Genomic DNA, 14,909 nt, shown 5'->3' on the forward strand with positions numbered 1-14,909 from the left:
TTGGCGCTTTTACTGGCGTCTTCTTTCTTCATCCTTGTTACCTGCGGGTAATCAGTTCCGACCAGCGGAAACGGGCAGCATTGGCTGACCCATTATCACGTCGTCAGACTTCACGATCGGTTTATCCGAAGGTTTTAGTCTGCGTTTCTGTTCTGAACTGAGGTTACCTATGTCAACACGCGATACGCTTCGTCCCATCCGGCTTGAATCCATTTTCCAGACGGCAGTGAGCGACTTTGCCGTCACCGACAGCGCGCTGCCTGCCATTGCGCCTGTCGCCACGGAGAGCCTGAGCCTGCCGATCACCACATTCTCCACCGAAACAGTGCATAGCAGCCCGCTCAACTACAGCGCCCTGGCCGTCAGCGCAGCGGCGAGTACACCACCCGCTGCACTACAGCCTTACGAACCGCTTGCCATGGACGGAATCATTGCCGGCTGGGAAGCGCAGCAGCCAATCCATCTGCGCGGTCATGCTGAAGGCGAAGCGGGTTCTACCGTCACGCTGGCCTTCAATGACCAGAGCTGGCAAAGCACGGTTAATCAGTGGGGCTACTGGAACGCTTCCATGCCCGCTGACGCGTTAAAGGGCGTGCCAGATGGCAATCACAGCCTGGTGCTGACCATTACCGATCAAGCCGGACAAAGCACCGCAACTACCGTTGATTTTGGTCTTTATGTCGATCGCACTATCAAACCGACCCTGACGGTGGACACGGTCAGTGGTGATAACGCGGTGAATATCGCCGAGAGCATTTATGGTGTCGAGATCAGCGGCAGCGCAACGCATTTGCCGGTGGGGACAGAGCTGCAGCTGACCCTGGGCGACCGAACGACCACCGCCAGCATGGGCAGCGATGGCAAGTGGTATGGCACTTTTCATGAGATTGATATGCAGGCACTCAAGGATGGCGTTTACAGCCTGAAAGTCACGGCAACCGATCCCAATGGAAATACCGCCACTGAATATCATGATCTGACGTTGATCACCCACCTGAGCAGCCTGCCAATCATCACCTTCGATAAGGTTACGGCGGATGATGTGATTAACCTCGCCGAAAGCCAGCAGGATCTGCTGCTGAGCGGCACGCTCAGCACCATCATGCCGGGTCATCAGCTGGTTCTTAGTGGCGCCAACGGAAAAGATTATAACGCCACGATAGGGCAGGATGGACACTGGAATGTGGTGATCCCGGCGGCGGATGTGAATGCATTTATCAGCGTTGGGGAGGTCCGTGCCTGGTCCATTGATGGGGCAAAAAACTACACCAACGTCACGCATGAGCTGAATATCCATACGGACTTACAGCAGGTCTACACCGAAATGGATCTCGGTGATGACATGATCCTCAACTACCAGGAAGCGCAGCATGATCTGAGCTTTTATGTTGAGGGCTGCAGAACGCTGGAGATCAATGGGATCACCTACCAGCCCGATGCGAAAGGCATGGTCACGCTGACCTCCAGCGAGCTTATGGCGCTGCCGGATGGACCGGTCGCCGCCACCTTCCATCGCCAGGATGACTATGGCAACAGCGACACGCAGAGCTGGGACACACTCTTTACCGTCGCCGTGCATCAGCGGCCAACCCTGACGCTGGACACCGCCTTTGGTGACAACAAAATTGATGCTGCCGATGTGAACAGCTGGCATCTGATTCAGGGTAGCTCCAGCCATCTGCAACCGGGCAGCCAGGTGGAACTAACCCTGGGCGATCAGCACTACAGCGCCAGCGTAAAAGCGGATGGTGGCTGGGCGCTGACCATTCTGGCCGGGCAACTGGCTCCGCTGGATGATGGTGAATACCCGATGACGGTCAGCGCCAAAGATAGCGCCGGTAATGTGGCCACAGCCAGCCAGACAGTGCTGGTGGCATCGCATACCGAAACGGCCAGCCTGATGGAGGGGCAGACGGTGGATCAACTGCTGGAAACGGTCAGTCTGACCCAGCAGGCAGAGACTGCGCACGTGACGCAGTCCTCCACCGCTGCGGCCGTCCCACAGGAGAGCCATCTCTTCTCTGATGTTTCTTACACCCTTGCCGATCACCTGCTGCTGCATCCTGCGGCACAGCCCATAGTCTGACGCCAACATATTAGTGAAATCACTACTTTCCAGGCAGGTCTGTTAAGTCTGTCTGGATTGGCGTGGAAGTGTTCTATGTTTACTTTTCAATCGGTCGGTAGAAATATCAGATATTTCATCTGCTTTAAGCAGGAATAAGTAACGGATATGATCTAATAATGTTAAGGGCGGTTTATCGTCTGGCTTGCTAACCATAAATAAAATAATGCAATAAATCTGTAAAGCCCTTAGTGACGCACCTTTTTGCATGCTTTGTTCACCGGGAAAAAACCATGAAGATAAGACCTCCTGTTGGTAGAGATAATGAACAAAGCGCGATTAACTTTTTTGTTGTGCGCCCTGAGTGGCGTGGCAGTGCATGCGGCCTGTGCCGCACCCTTACCTAAAGCAGAATTTAACTGGCGCGCCGCGCCGACCGAAGAACAGATTGCCAGCTTAACGCTGCGCGACGCCATTCTCCGGGCCTTCGCCCGCAATCCGAAAATCTCGGAAGCGGCAGCACAAATCCACGTCGGTCAGGGCGATCTTGATGCCGCCCGCAGCGCCTGGTATCCGCAGATCTCACTGCAGGGTGCGGCGGGCCGTTCTCATCAGACCGACTCCGCGGGCAGCCTGAACAACAATGGCTCCGGCGGTATCATGCTCAGCCAGCTGCTCTACGACTTTGGCCGTACCGGCAGCGCCATCGATGAGCAGCATGCGTTGTCAGATGCTTATCGTTACAGCCTGTTCGACGCCATGACCACCGTGGCGGAAGATACGCTGCAGGCCTACCTCGAAGTGAAACGTTACCAGGCGCTGGCAGAAACGGCGCACACCAATATCGCCTCGCTGCAGCGGGTGCGGGATATCGCGAAACTGCGCGCCGATGCGGGGCTCAATTCCCAGTCAGACGTGCTGCAGGCGGAAACCCGCATCGCCGCAATGCAGGCCACGCTGGAGCAATATCGTGCCCAGCACCGTTCCGCCACCGCGCAACTGACCGTGCTGACCGGCGTGGTCCCCGCCACGCTGCCTGAACTGCCACAGGCGCTGCTGAAACAGCAGATCACCCTCGACAAAATCGCCTATGAAAGCAGCGCGGCGGTGCGTAGCGCGCAGTCGAAACAGGAAGCCGCCCGGGAACGGGTGCGCCAGGCAGAGTCCGGTCACTGGCCGACGATTAAAGTCCAGGCAGGCCGGACCCGCTATGAAAACGATCGTCAATCTTACTGGGATGATGAAGTGCAGCTGCAGGTAGAAGCGCCGCTTTACCAGGGCGGCCTGGTGAATGCGAAAACCCAGTCAGCGGAGGGCGATCGTGAAGCGGCGCAGGCCGCGATTCAGCAGGCCAAGCTCGCCATCAATCAAAACGCCTCTACCGCCTATGCCGACATGATTGGCGCGCAGCAACGGCAGGCGGCCGGGGAAGTGCAGCTGGCCAGCGCCGACCATACCCGTAATGTCTACGCCGATGAATATCGCCTGAGCAAGCGCAGCCTGAACGATCTGCTTAGCGTTGAACAGGATGTGTTCCAGGCTGACAGCTCACGTATCACCGCGCTCTACGATGGCTGGGACGCCACCGTGCGTTATGCCGCCGCGGTAGACAATCTGCTCGATATCATGGGTATCGATCGCCAGCAAAGCAGCGGCGATCTCCTTCCTTCGCTGCAATAGCGATAAGGCATAAATAATGAGTACTTCAACCCTGAATACCGATAACTGGATTGCCGCCATGCTGCGTGTCGCCGCGCGATTCGGTAAACCTGCCGATGGCAAAACCCTGCGTCAGCAGATGCGCTGGTTTGAACATCTGCCGGTGTCACAGCAGCTGGAGCGGCTCTCCGGGCTGCTGGGACTGCATCTGACCATGGTGCCGCAGAACAAACTGCGCTGGCGTCAGGAGATCACGCCGGTGGTGCTGGTGCTGGAAAATGCCAGCGTGGCGGTGCTGGAGAATATCGATTCGGACGGCAGCGCGCGTTACTGGCTCAGTGAAGGCGGCGATGTGGTGCGTGAAAGCGCCTTATCGGACTTGCTGACACGCGCTCAGGGCGATGTCGGTGTGATAGGGGTGGCGGCGCGTGGCCGTGATGCGCGTATCGACGAATTCATCCAGCCCTATGAGCCACACTGGTTCTGGAAAAATTTTCGCGGTATGGGTCGTCGTATCACCGAGATTTCACTGGCCTCGGTCGTCAGCAATGTGCTGGCGCTGGCCGGTATTCTCTTTTCGATGCAGGTCTACGACCGGGTTATTCCGGCGCAGTCGCAGTCCACGCTGTGGGTGCTGTTTGTCGGCGTGCTGATCGCTGCGGCCATTGAGTATCTGATTCGGCTGATGCGAACCCAGGTGTCAGACTTAATGGGCAAACGCATCGATCTGAAAGTCTCCGCCATGCTGTTTGCCCGGGCGATGAGCATCCGTAACGAAGCACGGCCGAAATCGACCGGCTCATTTATCTCGCAGCTGCGTGAGATCGACCAGGTGCGTGAGCTGCTGACCTCGACCACGGTCGGCGCAGCGGCCGATCTGCCGTTTGTTATCCTTTTCCTGTTTATTATGTCATTTGTGGGTGGCTGGCTGGTGCTGATCCCGCTGGCGGCGATCCCGCTGATCGTCATTCCCGGCCTGCTGGTGCAGATCCCGATGGCGCGACTGGCCAAAGAAGGGCTGCGCGAGGGCGCGCTGCGTAATGCGGTGCTGGTGGAGACCATCGAAGGCATTGAGGATATCAAGGCGCTGCAGGCGGAACCCTATTTCCAGCGTCAGTGGGAGCAGACGCACGAAGTCAGCGCCGCCATCAGTAATCAGCAGCGGTTGTGGGGCGCACGCCTGACCGGCTGGGCGTCAACGGTGCAGCAGCTTACCTATGCGGGCATGCTGGTGTTTGGGGTCTATCTGGTGCTCGATTCACAAATCACCACCGGTACGCTGGTCGCCTGTAGCCTGCTCTCATCCCGCACCATCGCCCCGCTGATGCAGCTGACCATGGTCTTCTCACGCTGGCAGCACGCTAAAATGGCGATGAAAGGGCTGGATGAGTTGCTGAAAAAGCCTCTTGATCAACCTGAAGCGGCTACGCTGGCGCACTGTCCGACGCTCACCGGCCAGTATGATCTGCGCAATGTGCATTACAGCTATGACGAAGAGAATGAAAAGAATGTGCTCAACGTTCAGCAACTGCAGATTAAACCCGGCGAGAAGATAGCCATTCTGGGCAAAGTCGGGGCAGGGAAGTCGACGCTGCTGAAGATCCTCGCCGGTCAGGCCCAGGCCAGCCAGGGCAAGGTGATTGTCGATGGCGTCGATATTGAGCGTATCGATCCTACCGATTTACGCCGTCAGCTCGGCTGGCTGTCGCACGACTCCCGACTTTTCTTTGGCACGCTGCGACAGAACCTGATGCTGGGCAATCCCCATGCCAGCGAACAGGAGATGCTGCAGGCACTGCGCATCAGCGGCGCACTGTCGCTGGTCCAGCAGGATGCCGCCAGCCTGGATCGTATTATCAATGAAGGTGGGCGTGGGCTTTCGGGTGGGCAACGTCAGATGGTGATGCTGAGCCGGTTGATCCTGCGTCAGCCGCAGGTGGTGCTGCTGGATGAACCCACTGCGGCAATGGATGAACAGCTGGAGGAGCATGTGATCCGTCAGCTGCAGGGCTGGATTAGCGGCCGGACGCTGGTGCTGGTGACGCACCGTCCGGCACTGCTGAAAATGGTCGATCGTATTGTGGTGATGGATAACGGCCGGATTGTAGCGGATGGCCCACGTGACGAGATCCTGCGCCGCGCGAATCCGCCCGCGACGCCAGGTAAAGGAGGTGCCGCATGAGTCTGGTGATTGTTGATAAAGATCTTGCCCGTCATGAGCGCCGGACCTCGGCGATTATCTGGCTCTGCACCGCCGCGCTGGCCATATTTCTGATCTGGGCGCACTTCGCCATTCTGGATGAGGTGACGGTTGGCACGGGCAAAGTCACCCCTTCCAGCCGCGCGCAGGTGATCGACAGCCTGGATGGCGGCATCGTCAAACAGCTTAACGTGCATGAAGGCGATATAGTGGAGAAAGGGCAGGTGCTGGCGACCCTCGATCCGACGCGCTTCCAGTCGAACTTTGGTGAGGCGCAGGCCAAAGTGCGCACGCTTCGCGCCTCATCCGAGCGACTGGAGGCGGAGTTGTCAGGTACGCCGCTGGCGTTCAGCGCAGAAACGCTGAAGGAGCCGAACCTGGTCACGCGAGAACGGCAGCTCTATGAGTCACGTCGTCGTAATCTCACCGAAACTATCAGTAATCTGCAGCAGTCGCTGAAACTGGTGCAGGATGAGCTGCGGCTGACCGAACCGCTGGTGGCGAAAGGCGCGGCAGGCCAGGTTGAGGTGATTCGTCTGCGTCGCCAGGTCAGCGATCTGCGCGGCAAAATCGACGAGGCGCGCAACGACTATCTGGTGCGCGCGCACGAAGAGCAGGTGAAAAACAATGCCGAACTGGATGCGCAGTTGCAGGTTGCCGCAGGCAAAGAGGATCAGCTGACGCGCGCCACGCTCTACTCGCCGGTGCGCGGTATCGTCAAAGATATTCAGGTTACTACGGTCGGCGGCGTACTGGAGCCGGGCGGCAAACTGATGGAAATCGTGCCGCTGGAGGATCAGTTGCTGATTGAGACGCGTATCAATCCACGCGATATCGCCTGGATCCGACCCGGCCTGGCTGCCACCGTAAAAGTCACCGCCTATGACTCCTCAATCTATGGCGATCTGCACGGCGAAGTGGAAACGGTCTCGCCAGACACCCTGCAGGATGAGGTAAAACGTGATCAATATTACTATCGTGTCTACGTGCGTACCCAGAAAGCCGAGCTGACCAATCGCGCTGGCCGGAAATTCCCGATTGTGCCCGGAATGGTGGCCAATGTAGAGATTAAAACCGGTCAGAAATCTGTCATGGATTATCTGGTTAAGCCGCTGAATAAAGTCAAAGAATCGCTGCGCGAGCGCTGAGGATCGGCACCAGCTCATCTATCCGTTTTCTTAATTACGGTGATAAATTAACATGGCGGATATTTGGGCAGTTATGGGGCAAAGCGTGCGCAATTTAACAATCTGTGCGGAAGCAGATTGGCATTAATTTAACGCGATTAAGAAAGTTTACAGAGATATAACGCGACGGTAAATTGAAGGCAAAAAAATGCCGGACAATTTGTCCGGCGGGAAATAATAAGTTGTACATCTCATTCGGGGAGAATGAAGGTAATAATGGAATAAATGATGATAGCGGGGTCTATTCTATTACCGGATGCCGTAAAAGTTTTATCATTCAGTGCTTCAGAATAATCCTATGTAACTTGTTGATAACAATGAAATCAAAATGAGATTATCAATTTGTGCGCCATTTTTTACCGATCCGTGCTGCTTATAAGTTCCCCGTTATTTACATTATGAAATAACTGTTTCGATGTATGAAACAGTTTTGGAAATTTAGTAGCATTTTCCTGGTGGATTATTACCCGTTATAAAACAACAATGGCCTGCCGGCTGAATTTTTAATCGTTCAGTTAGCAGTGGCAAATAATAAAGGCACATAACAGAGGGTAATAAAATGAAACGTCGCGTTCTCTCCCTGATGATCCCTGCGTTGCTGGTTGCAGCAGGATCAGCAAACGCAGCTGAAATCTATAACAAAGACGGCAACAAATTAGATCTCTTCGGTAAAGTTGACGGTCTGCACTACTTCTCTGACAACAGCAATTCTGACGGCGACCAGTCATATGTTCGCTTCGGCTTCAAAGGTGAAACTGAAATCAGCAATCAGCTGACCGGTTATGGCCAGTGGGAATACCAGGCCGCACTGAACAACTCTGAAGCTCAGGGGACGGCTGACAGCTTTACGCGTGTCGGCTTTGCCGGTGTGAAATTTGGTGATGCGGGATCGTTCGACTACGGTCGTAACTACGGCGTCGCCTACGATATTGGCGCATGGACCGACGTCCTGCCGGAGTTCGGCGGCGATACCTATGGCGCGGACAACTTCATGTATCAGCGCGGTAACGGCATGGCAACCTACCGTAACAATAACTTCTTCGGCCTGGTGGATGGCTGGAACTTTGCCGTCCAGTATCAGGGCAAGAATGGCAACAGCAGCGAATCATCTAATGGCCGCGACGTACTGGGCCAGAACGGCGACGGCTGGGGTCTGAGCACCACGTATGATCTGGGTTCAGGTTTCGGCATTGGTGCGGCAACCTTCCAGTCTGACCGTACCAACGACCAGAACAGCGCAACATCAGGTATCCTTGGACGTGGTGATAAAGCGGAAGTGTATACGGGCGGTCTGAAATATGACGCGAACAATGTCTATCTGGCAGCGATGTACTCACGTTCGTTCAATGCGACCCGCTTCGGTGATAGCAGCAATACCTCTTCAGCTTATGGCTATGCGGATAAAGCGGACAACTGGGAACTGGTTGCGCAGTATCAGTTCGACTTTGGCCTGCGTCCATCCCTTGCGTATGTCACCTCACGCGGCACCGATATTCAGAACTGGGGTAAACAGAATCTGAAAAAATATATCGATGTAGGCGCGACGTATTACTTCAACAAAAACATGTCCACCTATGTTGATTACCAGATCAACCTGCTGGACGACAACGCCTTCACCGACGCAGCCGGTATCAATACCGACGACGTGGTGGGTGTCGGTCTGGTTTACCAGTTCTGAGTTATCAGGGAGCGCAGTTACGGCTGCGCTCCTGCGTTATTTTCCGGGCTTAGCACTTCACCCTTTGGCCACTTCGTTGCTTCCGGTGCCGTTGTCACTGACGACATGACACTGCCGAATCGTGCCCCTTCAAACGCCACGCCTGCCAGAGTGAAGGCTGAAAAGCTCAGCCAGTGATGCCATGCTGACTGCCACTTCTGCGAATTTTTCATTCTGCACCTCTCAGAGATAAACACTGTTTCAACAGTGCAGAATTCATGCCAGCTTTACCGCTCTCACAGCCACAGACTATACGGCCGTTTTGATACACTTGCCGCGCGCGTCAGGGATAAGTTGCCCCAAACCGGTGCAGCTAAGCCTGTTACTGGCGCGGCCGTGAAGGGGTCATGTGACGATGACGGCGCTGTTCGACAACTTTATAGCTGCCGTAAACAAACAGGCCCAGGGCAACGGCGAGAATCATATAAATCATCTGTAGCTCCTTACTTTCATTAATGTTAATCGCCTCATCAGAGGCGGAATCAGGATAGATGACCGATGAATGCTCTCCTGGTTCACTAAAATATTCAACTTTATTTAAGTTAATTTACTGGGATTTTATGCTTCGTAGTGGCTATTAATAAAGTGTTACAAGCGAGGAATGATGCGTTATAAGATTAATCTGCTCTTTATGTCTGTTTTAATTCTGGTGGTGGCGGGCTGTGATGAATCTGCCCCGACAACCCCGATGGTGCTGGAAGGAAAAACCATGGGCACCGTCTGGCGGGTCAGCCTGGCGGGGGTGGAAAAGGAGCGCAAACCGATGCTGCAGCAGCGGATTCAGCAGCTGCTGGACGCGGATGATGCTGAGCTTTCAACCTGGAAGCCAGACTCCGCGTTATCGCGCTTCAACCAAAGTCGTGACCTGTCACCGCAGCCGGTGAGTGAAAACATGGCGGACATTGTTACGACCTCGCTGCGGATTGGCCGTAAAACCGGCGGGGCGATGGATATCACCGTCGGTCCACTGGTTAATTTATGGGGCTTTGGCCCGACGAAACTGCCCATTCATACACCGGATGCAGCCCAAATTGCCGCCGCCCGTGCGCAGACCGGATTGCAGCATCTGAGAGTGCTGCAGGGTGCGGATGGACAATGGCTGCAGAAAGATCTGCCGGACCTCTATGTCGACCTCTCGACGGTGGGTGAGGGCTTTGCCACCGATCATCTGGCACGACTGATGGAGCAGCTCGGCATCAACAACTATCTGGTGTCGGTGGGGGGCGCCGTGCTGAGCCGTGGTCTTAATGCGCAGCAGCAGCCATGGCGGGTGGCGATCCAGAAACCCACCGATCGCGAAAATGCGGTTCAGGCTCGCGTCAGTCTGCAGGGACACGGTATCAGTACCTCCGGCAGCTATCGCAACTATTATGAACTGGACGGCAAACGCATTTCCCATGTGATCGACCCCGTTACCGGGCGGCCCATTGAACATAAACTGGTTTCCGCTACGGTGATCGCCACCACGGCGCTGGAAGCCGATGGCTGGGATACCGGACTGATGGTCCTCGGCACTGAGAAAGCCAAAGCGCTGGCGACACAACAGCATCTGGCGGTCTATCTGATCAGCAGGCAAGGCGATAAATTTGTCAGCTGGATGTCGCCGCAGTTTGCTGCTTTCCTGATCCCCACTGAATCCGGAGAACCCTGATGTTAGATCTTTTTAGTGAAGAGCAGCCCTGGCAGGAGCCGCTGGCTGAAGGTGCCGTGATCCTGCGGCGTCGCGCACGTGAGGATGCAGAGATGCTGTATCAGCAGATACAGGCGATTGCCGCTCAGAACCCGTTTGCCCATCGCATTACGCCCGGCGGCCATCGCATGTCGGTGGCGATGACCAACTGCGGCGATTTTGGCTGGTCGGTGGATTCACGCGGTTACAATTATCAGCAGCAGGACAACCTCAATGGCCGCAAATGGCCGCCAATGCCGCCGCTGTTTCGGACTCTGGCGCAGCAGGCCGCGGCGGAGGCGGGATTCCCTGGCTTTAATCCGGATGCCTGCCTGCTTAACCGCTATGAGCCGGGTGCGAAGCTGACGCTGCATCAGGATAAAGATGAGAAAGATCTGCACCAGCCTATCGTTTCGGTGTCGCTGGGTTTACCGGCGGTGTTTCAGTTTGGCGGCTTCGAACGTGGCGACAGCACCCAGCGTGTGCTGCTGGAACATGGCGATATTGTGGTGTGGGGCGGGCCGTCGCGCCTGCGTTACCATGGCATCCTGCCGCTTAAGCCAGGCATTCATCCGCTGGCCGGAGCCTGGCGTTATAACCTGACATTTCGTCGCGCCTTTTAACTCACCACGCCAGCAAAGGCGAGGTGAGAATAACTATTGCTATCATTTGGCATCCCATTACACTGCAGGCTGTTTTTTAGCTGATGGATGCCTGCATGACGTTGTTAAGCGTTGTTTTTCGCCAGTTCCGCTGGCCTTTTATCGGGGTGATTGCGCTGACGTTGTTAAGTGCCGTGCTGGGTATTGGCATGATCGCCTTTATCAACCGCGAAATGATTGTCGCCATCAACACCTCTTTTGCGGTCCTGCCGCAGTTCCTGTTGCAGCTGGTGGTGTTGATGGCCGTGACACTGGCCTCTCAGCTGGCGCTGACGATGCTTGGCCATCAATTTGTCTGGCGACTGCGCGGCGAATTTATCAAGCGTATCCTCGATAGCCGGGTCGAACGCATCGAGCAGCTTGGCAGTGCGCAACTGCTGGCGGGACTGACCAGCGACGTGCGGGCGATTACGCTGGCCTTTGTCCGCCTGCCGGAGCTGTTTCAGGGCGTTATCATTACAATCGGCTCAGCCATCTATCTTGCCTGGCTGTCGCCAAAAATGCTGCTGGTGACCAGTGTCTGGCTGGGTGTCACGCTGGTGGGCGGCTGGATGCTGGTCTCGCGGGTTTATCAGCACATGGCAAAGCTGCGTGAAATCGAAGATAACCTCTATCGCGATTACCAGACGGTGATTGAAGGACGCAAAGAGCTGCAGCTTAACCGCTCGCGCGCGCAGCAGGTTTACGACACGGTTTATCAGGAAGATGCCCGTGCCTGGCGTCACCATATTGTGCGTGCCGATACTTATCATCTGAGTGCGGTCAACTGGTCAAATATCATGACCCTGGGCGCTATCGGCATGGTCTTTTTTATGGCTAACAGCCTGGGCTGGGCCAATACCGCTGTCGCCGCGACCTTCTCTCTGACGCTGCTGTTCTTACGTACGCCTCTGCTCTCTGCGGTGGGCGCATTACCCACGTTGCTCAGCGCCCAGGTCGCCTTCCGTAAGCTCAATGCCTTTGATCTTGCGCCTTATCAGGCAGGGTTCCACACGCCATCGGTGTCGTCAGACTGGCAAACCCTGGAGTTGCGCGACGTCTCTTTTCACTATGGTGACAACGGCTTTCAGGTCGGCCCGATTAACCTGACGCTGCGCCGGGGCGAACTGGTGTTTCTGATTGGCGGCAACGGCAGCGGGAAATCGACGCTGGCGATGCTGCTGACCGGGCTTTATCAGCCTCAGTCCGGCACGCTGCTGTTGGATGGCAAGCCGATAACGGCTGACGCGCTTGATGTCTGGCGCAGCCAGTTCTCGGCGGTCTTTACCGACCTGCATCTGTTTGACCGGTTAATCGGGCGGGAAGGGATTGCGGCCAATCCGGCGCTGGTGCAGCAGTGGCTGGAAAGACTGAAGATGCAGGATAAGCTGAAGATTGAAGGCAATAAAGTGCTGAATCTGCGGCTCTCTAAAGGACAGAGTAAGCGACTGGCGCTGCTGCTGGCAGTGGCAGAAGAGCGCGATGTGTTGCTACTGGATGAGTGGGCGGCGGATCAGGACCCGCATTTCCGGCGTATCTTCTATCGTGAGCTGCTGCCATGGTTACAGCAGGCGGGTAAAACGGTATTTGCTATCAGCCATGACGATCACTACTTCATCCATGCCGATCGGCTGCTGGAGATGCGTGAAGGCCAGTTAACGGAGCTGACCGGTAATGAACGCGACCTCGCCACGCTCGACTCAGTTAAACGCACGGAGACCGGGCTTTGACGGCAGATGGCAAAACGCAGCAGCTACCGTGTTAAGTTCCGTGCAGGTCGCTGAGCACTGTGTCTAAGCGTCAGCTGCAAGCTGCCGTGCTGCATACGCAGTACATCACGCATAACAGTCATGGATGGCAGGTCATCTACAGTGCGGTCGATGAGTGAAAATTGGCCTCCTGCCAACGCAGGAGGCCGCGGATTAGCGGGCGAAATGTTGATCAAGCGGTGCGCTGAACCAGCGATTGTTCAGTACGTCTTTGATAACACTCTTTTTGTCTGCAGCTGACAGGGCGTTGTCCTGCTCAATACGGGTGAGAATATCTTTATAGCTATAAGTCTTATTGCTCATGTAGATAATGGCTTTCTGCTTGTTAGCATCCATCACCAGCAGTGATTGCCCCGCCGCGGCATTTTCCGGCGTCCATTTCTTCCATTCCGGAAGGGTCTGATCGTTTGGTGACCCTGTTGCCAGGAAGTTTTTAATGTAGGAATTAAAAGATTCACCTAATGCCTGAGAGCCTTTTAGCTTCAGCGCATCCTGTGTAAATTCAGCATACTTATTTTTATCCCAGAAAGGCATAAATACGCCGTGAAAAGAACCGATGGCGGATAATTTATCACCCGTGACAAACGCATCCGTGCCATATCGGAACTCCATGCCATACAGCGGCGCGTGATAATTTTTATACATCACCTCAGCAGACTGATTAACATTAAACAGGCTGTATAGCAGTCCGCCATAATGATTCGCAAAGGTGTATTTATTCAGCAACGGGGTGTTGTTTACAAGCGCACCTTCTTTTACTTGTGTTGCAAACATAGGGTCGTTACGGGCGAAGAAAGAAAACTCCTGTTGTCCTGTGGCCATGATGGCAGGGACGGCATTATAGTTTTTTGTCTCAAAGCCATCCTTCGGGATCACCACACCATCGCGGTAGAGATGCGGAAATTGATTCATGCGAATCCCCGCATCGCCAAAAAGCATGGCCAGATCTGCTGCCGGTAGCTGATAAAGAAAATGACGTACCTCTGGTGAGCCTGACAGGAGCCAGGTTTTCGCCGCGTCGGCATCCGGTTTAATCCCCTGTTTGACGACCAGAGGTGCCAGTCTTTGTGCGAAAATGCTTTCCGCTTCATGTTTGTCAGAGGTGGTCATGCCACCACTGAAAACAATGGCTTTGTTGAAAGTGTTTTTAAAATAGGGCGATATAAGCATCGCCATCACGTCTCTGCCACCCGCTGAAAATCCGGAAACGGTAATATTATTGCTGTCACCACCAAAAGCCGGAATATTGTCTTTGATCCACGCCAGCGATTGTTTGATGTCGAGTAAGCTGTAATTCCCGGAATCATCCAGTGGGTTGCCATCGTTCAGGGCTTTCAATGGATTAAAGCCGAGTGCGCCAAGACGGTAGTTTACGGTGACAATCACGGCATTGTATTTTTCAGCGATAAACGCCGGCGCGAACTCAGTGGAACTGCCCAGCTGATTATTGCCACCATGAATATAAACCAGCACCGGAAGCGGTTTGCTGCTCTCTGTCGGGCGATAGATATTGAGATTCAGGCAATCCTCTTGACCTTTGGCTCCGTCCGGAGAAACCTGGATACAGTTTGTGGCGGGCCGGGTCGCATCGAAAACAGTTTGCCATGCGTCAGGGGAAATCGGTTTTTTCCAGCGCAGTTCTCCGACCGGTGCTTTTGCATAAGGAATACCGGTCCAGGACAGCGTATTTAGATGCTCTGCGCCTTTGACTTTGCCAGAGTGCGTCGTAATTTCAGGGGAGATATTTTGCGCAGTGGCTGATGAGGCAAGCAAAAAGAGTAAAAATGCCGGGGACAATCTGAACAGAGAATTTTTCATGCGAATCGTGTTCCAGGGAAATATTTCTTATACATGAAGTGTCGCAATACCCACGCATGTCTGGCTCACAAAACAGGATAAATCGAGCCATTATCGCGTGTTACTGTTTTTTGGCGGTGAAATATGCCTGTCGCTGGCAGAACGCATCGACCCTGTTGTGCCTCTGCTTATTGTGAATTCTGTT

11 protein-coding genes are annotated in these 14,909 nt (G+C 54.8%); 8 read left to right on the forward strand and 3 right to left on the reverse strand.

Translation table 11 applies throughout. The features are described 5' to 3' along the window. Nucleotides 1–169 precede the first annotated feature (169 nt). From HZZ01_RS01710 to ompC, 5 genes are all read left to right on the forward strand, one after another. A complete protein-coding gene (locus HZZ01_RS01710) occupies nt 170–2,086 on the forward strand; it encodes an Ig-like domain-containing protein (RefSeq protein WP_179895230.1) in 1,917 nt (638 codons plus the stop codon). A gap of 303 nt (nt 2,087–2,389) precedes the next feature. Then, entirely contained in the window at nt 2,390–3,745 is a 1,356-nt protein-coding gene (locus tag HZZ01_RS01715) for a TolC family outer membrane protein (protein ID WP_179895231.1), read from the forward strand. Between the two features lie 16 nt (nt 3,746–3,761). Next, a complete protein-coding gene (locus HZZ01_RS01720; RefSeq protein ID WP_179895232.1) occupies nt 3,762–5,906 on the forward strand; it encodes a type I secretion system permease/ATPase in 2,145 nt (714 codons plus the stop codon). Then, nucleotides 5,903–7,072, forward strand: a complete 1,170-nt coding sequence (locus HZZ01_RS01725; RefSeq protein WP_179895233.1) for an HlyD family efflux transporter periplasmic adaptor subunit — start codon at nt 5,903–5,905, stop codon at nt 7,070–7,072. Before HZZ01_RS01720 ends, HZZ01_RS01725 begins: the two co-directional genes overlap by 4 nt. Nucleotides 7,073–7,670: 598 nt before the next feature. After that, on the forward strand, nt 7,671–8,789 hold the full coding sequence (ompC, locus tag HZZ01_RS01730) for a porin OmpC (protein ID WP_179895234.1): 1,119 nt from the start codon (nt 7,671–7,673) through the stop codon (nt 8,787–8,789). A 17-nt stretch (nt 8,790–8,806) separates the two neighbouring features. On the opposite strand, the gene HZZ01_RS01735 is transcribed toward ompC, so the two are convergent. Continuing rightward, nucleotides 8,807–9,001 (reverse strand): hypothetical protein, encoded by a 195-nt coding sequence (locus tag HZZ01_RS01735; protein WP_179895235.1) that lies wholly within the window; start codon nt 8,999–9,001, stop codon nt 8,807–8,809. Between the two features lie 149 nt (nt 9,002–9,150). Then, nucleotides 9,151–9,261 carry a response regulator gene (locus HZZ01_RS20870; protein ID WP_218928044.1) on the reverse strand — a complete coding sequence of 37 codons (111 nt, stop codon included), beginning with the start codon at nt 9,259–9,261 and terminating at the stop codon, nt 9,151–9,153. Between the two features lie 168 nt (nt 9,262–9,429). On the opposite strand from HZZ01_RS20870, the gene apbE reads away from it, so the two are divergent. From apbE to HZZ01_RS01750, 3 genes are all read left to right on the forward strand, one after another. Then, a complete protein-coding gene (apbE, locus tag HZZ01_RS01740; RefSeq protein WP_179895236.1) occupies nt 9,430–10,479 on the forward strand; it encodes an FAD:protein FMN transferase ApbE in 1,050 nt (349 codons plus the stop codon). Further along, nucleotides 10,479–11,120: a DNA oxidative demethylase AlkB gene (alkB, locus tag HZZ01_RS01745; RefSeq protein ID WP_179895237.1), complete on the forward strand. Its 642-nt coding sequence runs from the start codon at nt 10,479–10,481 to the stop codon at nt 11,118–11,120. Before apbE ends, alkB begins: the two co-directional genes overlap by 1 nt. Before the next feature lie 95 nt (nt 11,121–11,215). Then, nucleotides 11,216–12,868, forward strand: coding sequence for a multidrug ABC transporter permease/ATP-binding protein (locus HZZ01_RS01750; RefSeq protein WP_179895238.1), 1,653 nt, complete (start codon nt 11,216–11,218; stop codon nt 12,866–12,868). A gap of 192 nt (nt 12,869–13,060) precedes the next feature. Here HZZ01_RS01750 and HZZ01_RS01755 read toward each other — a convergent pair whose 3' ends face one another. After that, nucleotides 13,061–14,725, reverse strand: a complete 1,665-nt coding sequence (locus HZZ01_RS01755; RefSeq protein ID WP_179895239.1) for a carboxylesterase family protein — start codon at nt 14,723–14,725, stop codon at nt 13,061–13,063. Nucleotides 14,726–14,909: the final 184 nt, after the last annotated feature.

The sequence above is a fragment of the Pantoea sp. WMus005 genome, assembly GCF_013415305.1.
GTDB classification, from domain to species: domain Bacteria; phylum Pseudomonadota; class Gammaproteobacteria; order Enterobacterales; family Enterobacteriaceae; genus Pantoea; species Pantoea rara.

What these genes read in the sequence shown, in the direction of transcription:
- apbE (WP_179895236.1), top strand. Translation starts at nt 9,430, where the DNA reads ATGATGCGTTATAAGATTAATCTGCTCTTTATGTCTGTTTTAATTCTG.
- alkB (WP_179895237.1), top strand. Translation starts at nt 10,479, where the DNA reads ATGTTAGATCTTTTTAGTGAAGAGCAGCCCTGGCAGGAGCCGCTGGCT.
- ompC (WP_179895234.1), top strand. Translation starts at nt 7,671, where the DNA reads ATGAAACGTCGCGTTCTCTCCCTGATGATCCCTGCGTTGCTGGTTGCA.
- HZZ01_RS01715 (WP_179895231.1), top strand. Translation starts at nt 2,390, where the DNA reads ATGAACAAAGCGCGATTAACTTTTTTGTTGTGCGCCCTGAGTGGCGTG.
- HZZ01_RS01735 (WP_179895235.1), bottom strand. Translation starts at nt 9,001, where the DNA reads ATGAAAAATTCGCAGAAGTGGCAGTCAGCATGGCATCACTGGCTGAGC.
- HZZ01_RS01710 (WP_179895230.1), top strand. Translation starts at nt 170, where the DNA reads ATGTCAACACGCGATACGCTTCGTCCCATCCGGCTTGAATCCATTTTC.
- HZZ01_RS01755 (WP_179895239.1), bottom strand. Translation starts at nt 14,725, where the DNA reads ATGAAAAATTCTCTGTTCAGATTGTCCCCGGCATTTTTACTCTTTTTG.
- HZZ01_RS01725 (WP_179895233.1), top strand. Translation starts at nt 5,903, where the DNA reads ATGAGTCTGGTGATTGTTGATAAAGATCTTGCCCGTCATGAGCGCCGG.
- HZZ01_RS01750 (WP_179895238.1), top strand. Translation starts at nt 11,216, where the DNA reads ATGACGTTGTTAAGCGTTGTTTTTCGCCAGTTCCGCTGGCCTTTTATC.
- HZZ01_RS01720 (WP_179895232.1), top strand. Translation starts at nt 3,762, where the DNA reads ATGAGTACTTCAACCCTGAATACCGATAACTGGATTGCCGCCATGCTG.
- HZZ01_RS20870 (WP_218928044.1), bottom strand. Translation starts at nt 9,261, where the DNA reads ATGATTTATATGATTCTCGCCGTTGCCCTGGGCCTGTTTGTTTACGGC.